The organism is Pseudomonadota bacterium (assembly GCA_011049115.1).
Lineage (GTDB): Bacteria > Desulfobacterota > Anaeroferrophillalia > Anaeroferrophillales > Tharpellaceae > DSCM01.
This window is the reverse complement of record DSCM01000041.1, coordinates 1-3,286: the sequence shown is the minus strand read 5'-3', so window position 1 is coordinate 3,286 and position 3,286 is coordinate 1. Positions and strand designations below refer to the sequence as shown.

Here is a 3,286-nt window from a genome sequence, read left to right as displayed (position 1 = left end):
GGGTGCGGGGTTTGCTTCCGCATTAGACGTGTTGGCATTGAATGTCAGGGCAAAATTATTTCAAATTTAAGCTGGGAGTCGAGGACTGGCCTCAGCCTGAAGGGTTGTAAATCATATGACGCAGATGCTTGCCGCCCGTCGGGGCGAGATTACTTCAGAAATGAAGCAGGTTCTTGCAGATGAGACGATTTCGGAATCCGATCTGCTGGCCGGGATTGCTGCGGGGAAAATCGTGATTCCCGCTAACCGTAATCATCAGAACCTTCAGGCCTACGGCATCGGTCAGGGACTCAAGGTCAAGGTTAATGCCAATATCGGAACCTCATCCGATGTTTCCGATCTGAAAAATGAATTGGCTAAACTGCAGGCGGCGATCGACTGTGGCGCAAATGCGGTCATGGATCTGAGTACCGGAGGCGATCTTGACCAGGTGATGCGAACCATTCTTGAGCATTGCCGTGTGCCGCTGGGGACCGTTCCGATTTACCGGGTGGCGCAGGAAGGGGTGCTAAGACACGGCTTTTTCGGCGATGTCACGGTTGATGAAATGTTTGCCGTGATTGAACGCCAGGCCCAGGTCGGGGTCGATTTTATGACGATTCACTGCGGCGTTAACCGGCGGACCCTGGAAAGTCTCAGAGAATGTGGCAGGGTGCTGGATGTTGTCAGCCGCGGCGGGGCCTTCATGGTCGAGTGGATGATTTACAATGACCGGGAAAACCCCTTCTTTGAATATTATGACCGGCTTTTGGAAATTGCTCTGAAGTACGATGTGACCTTGAGTCTGGGCGACGGCTTGCGGCCAGGGTGTCTGGCCGATGCCACGGATCGGCCGCAGCTGCAGGAATTGATTTTTCTGGGTGAGTTAACTGATCGAGCTTGGCAGGCCGGGGTTCAGGTTATGATAGAGGGGCCGGGACATGTGCCTCTCAACCAGATTGAAAGTAACATGAAAATCCAGAAAACTCTCTGCAAAGGCGCTCCTTTTTATGTTCTCGGGCCCTTGGTAACCGATGTCGCTCCGGGCTATGACCATATCACGGCGGCGATCGGCGGGGCGGTGGCGGCCGCAGCGGGAGCGGATTTTCTTTGTTACGTCACCCCGGCGGAACATCTCTGTCTGCCCAATGTCGAGGATGTGCGGGAAGGGGTAATCGCTTCTTTGATTGCGGCTCATGCCGGTGATATCGCCCGGGGGCTGCCCGGGGCGCTGGACTGGGATCGCCGCATGGCGGAGAAAAGAAAAAAATTGGATTGGCCGGGACAAATTGAGCTTGCTCTTGATCCGGTGCGGGCCCGGGCTCGGCGTGAACAGAGCCAGCCGGCTGACGCTGAGGTCTGCACCATGTGTGGTGAATTCTGTGCCGTGAAAAAGGTTGATGCGTATCTGCATCCGCAAAAATGATGACAGGGAATAGGTGAGATGAAAATGAAGCCTTTGGATTTTAGTAAATTAGATGGTTTGATTACGGCGGTGGCTCAGGATTATCAGACCGGCGAGGTTTTGATGCTGGCATTTATGAATGCGGCCTCTTGGGAGGAAACCTTAAAAAGTGGTCGGGCCTGTTATTTCAGCCGCAGTCGGCAGCGACTCTGGCGTAAGGGGGAAGAATCCGGCAATGTCCAGGTGGTCAAGGAAATTCTGGTCGACTGCGACCGGGACGCGGTTGTTCTAAAGGTCGAACAGATCGGTGGGGCCGCCTGCCATGTCGGCTATAACAGCTGCTTTTATACTCGGGTGGAGTCTGATGGCAGCGAGAAGATCATTAAAACGGAAAAGGTCTTTGACCCGGAAAAGGTCTACGGCAAGAAATAGACAAAGGATAGAAACAAAATGAAATTACGAGTAGGTATCCCGAAAGGGTCACTGCAGGACGCGACCATCGATCTTTTTAAAAACGCCGGCTACAAGATAACCACCAGCTCCCGTTCATATTTTCCGTCAATTGATGATCCGGAGATTGAATGCATGCTGATTCGGGCTCAGGAGATGGCGCGTTATGTGGAAAGCGGTATTCTTGATATCGGTATCACCGGACATGATTGGGTGGTCGAAAATGGGGCCGATGTCGTTGAGATGACTGAATTGCAGTATGCCAAAGCAACCTTTAACAAGGTTCGTTGGGTGCTGGCCGCCAAGGAGGGCAGTGCGATTCGTGGGGTTAAGGATCTCGAAGGCAAGACCATTGCCACCGAGGTGGTTAATCTGGCCCGGAAATATCTGGCGGAAAACGGTGTTGCGGCCAAGGTTGAGTATTCCTATGGCGCGACCGAGGTCAAGGTGCCGCATCTGGCGGATGCGATTATAGAAATTACTGAAACCGGCTCGTCTCTCAAGGCCAATAACCTTGAAATACTTGATACGGTCCTGGAAACTACTACGGTCTTGATTGCCAATCATAAAACCCTGACCGTGGACTGGAAAAAAGAAAAAGTTGAGCGTTTGATCATGCTTTTACAGAGCGCCCTTGAGTCCCGTAGCCGGGTCGGAGTCATGTTCAATATTGAAAAGAGTAAACTTCAGGAAGCCATCAAGCTTCTGCCGCCGGCCAAGGTGCCGACTATTTCCAACCTCATGGATGAAAACTGGGTGGACCTTTTCGTGGTTTTACAAAAATCAGTGGTTCGTGATATCCTGCCGACCTTGAAGGCCTTGGGGGCGCATGGCATAGTTGAATTTCCTTTGAGTAAGTACATCGAGTAGAGCCGCAACAGCCTCCTTTTTGATAAAGGACTTGACATGATAGTGTATTTCTGCTACCTGCTTGCCCTTCATTAGGGGAGAGGGCAGCTTTTCGGAATGGAAGAGACTAATTTTAAGCTTACGGCTTTTTGGATGCAATATTCGGAGGATAAGAGTTTTGGCAAATCATAAATCGGCTTTGAAAAGAATCAAACAGAGTGAAAAGCGGCGTCTGCGTAATCGGCAGGCGAACTCTCAATTGAAAACCATGATCAAGACTTTCTACGGCGCGGTCGCCGAGGAAAATGAATGCGAGGCTTTGGCGCTGGTCCATCGTAAGACCGTATCCGCCATAGATCGGGCCGCGACCAAGGGTATTCTTCATAAAAAGACGGCTGCTCGTAAAATTTCCCGGGTTACCGCCTTTATGAACCGGAGTCGGGCCGCTGTCGTGACGGCCGGTTGAGCGTTTATTCAGAGGTCGGCTTTAGTTAAGTCGATGCAGTTTCCCGTTTGTGTAAAAAGCACCTCTTGCCAAGGCAAAGAGGTGCTTTTTTTTGTGGGCTGATTTCCGGCGTTCTCCTTTACTGATCTTTGCCAGTG

At 51.5% G+C, this 3,286-nt stretch carries 4 protein-coding genes; all 4 read left to right on the top strand.

The annotated features are described in order from the left end of the window. The first annotated feature begins 115 nt into the window (after positions 1 to 115). The 4 genes from thiC to ENN66_03725 all read left to right on the top strand — a co-directional run bounded on the left by thiC (position 116) and on the right by ENN66_03725 (position 3,149). Positions 116 to 1,405: a phosphomethylpyrimidine synthase ThiC gene (gene thiC / locus ENN66_03740; protein HDS15719.1), complete on the top strand. Its 1,290-nt coding sequence runs from the start codon at positions 116 to 118 to the stop codon at positions 1,403 to 1,405. A 24-nt stretch (positions 1,406 to 1,429) separates the two neighbouring features. Then, complete coding sequence (hisI, locus tag ENN66_03735; protein HDS15718.1) at positions 1,430 to 1,816, top strand: phosphoribosyl-AMP cyclohydrolase; 387 nt, start codon at positions 1,430 to 1,432, stop codon at positions 1,814 to 1,816. A gap of 18 nt (positions 1,817 to 1,834) precedes the next feature. Next, positions 1,835 to 2,704: an ATP phosphoribosyltransferase gene (locus tag ENN66_03730; GenBank protein ID HDS15717.1), complete on the top strand. Its 870-nt coding sequence runs from the start codon at positions 1,835 to 1,837 to the stop codon at positions 2,702 to 2,704. Between the two features lie 157 nt (positions 2,705 to 2,861). Further along, on the top strand, positions 2,862 to 3,149 hold the full coding sequence (locus tag ENN66_03725; GenBank protein ID HDS15716.1) for a 30S ribosomal protein S20: 288 nt from the start codon (positions 2,862 to 2,864) through the stop codon (positions 3,147 to 3,149). The last annotated feature ends 137 nt before the right edge of the window (positions 3,150 to 3,286 follow it).

What these genes read in the sequence shown, in the direction of transcription:
- thiC (HDS15719.1), top strand. Translation starts at nt 116, where the DNA reads ATGACGCAGATGCTTGCCGCCCGTCGGGGCGAGATTACTTCAGAAATG.
- hisI (HDS15718.1), top strand. Translation starts at nt 1,430, where the DNA reads ATGAAGCCTTTGGATTTTAGTAAATTAGATGGTTTGATTACGGCGGTG.
- ENN66_03730 (HDS15717.1), top strand. Translation starts at nt 1,835, where the DNA reads ATGAAATTACGAGTAGGTATCCCGAAAGGGTCACTGCAGGACGCGACC.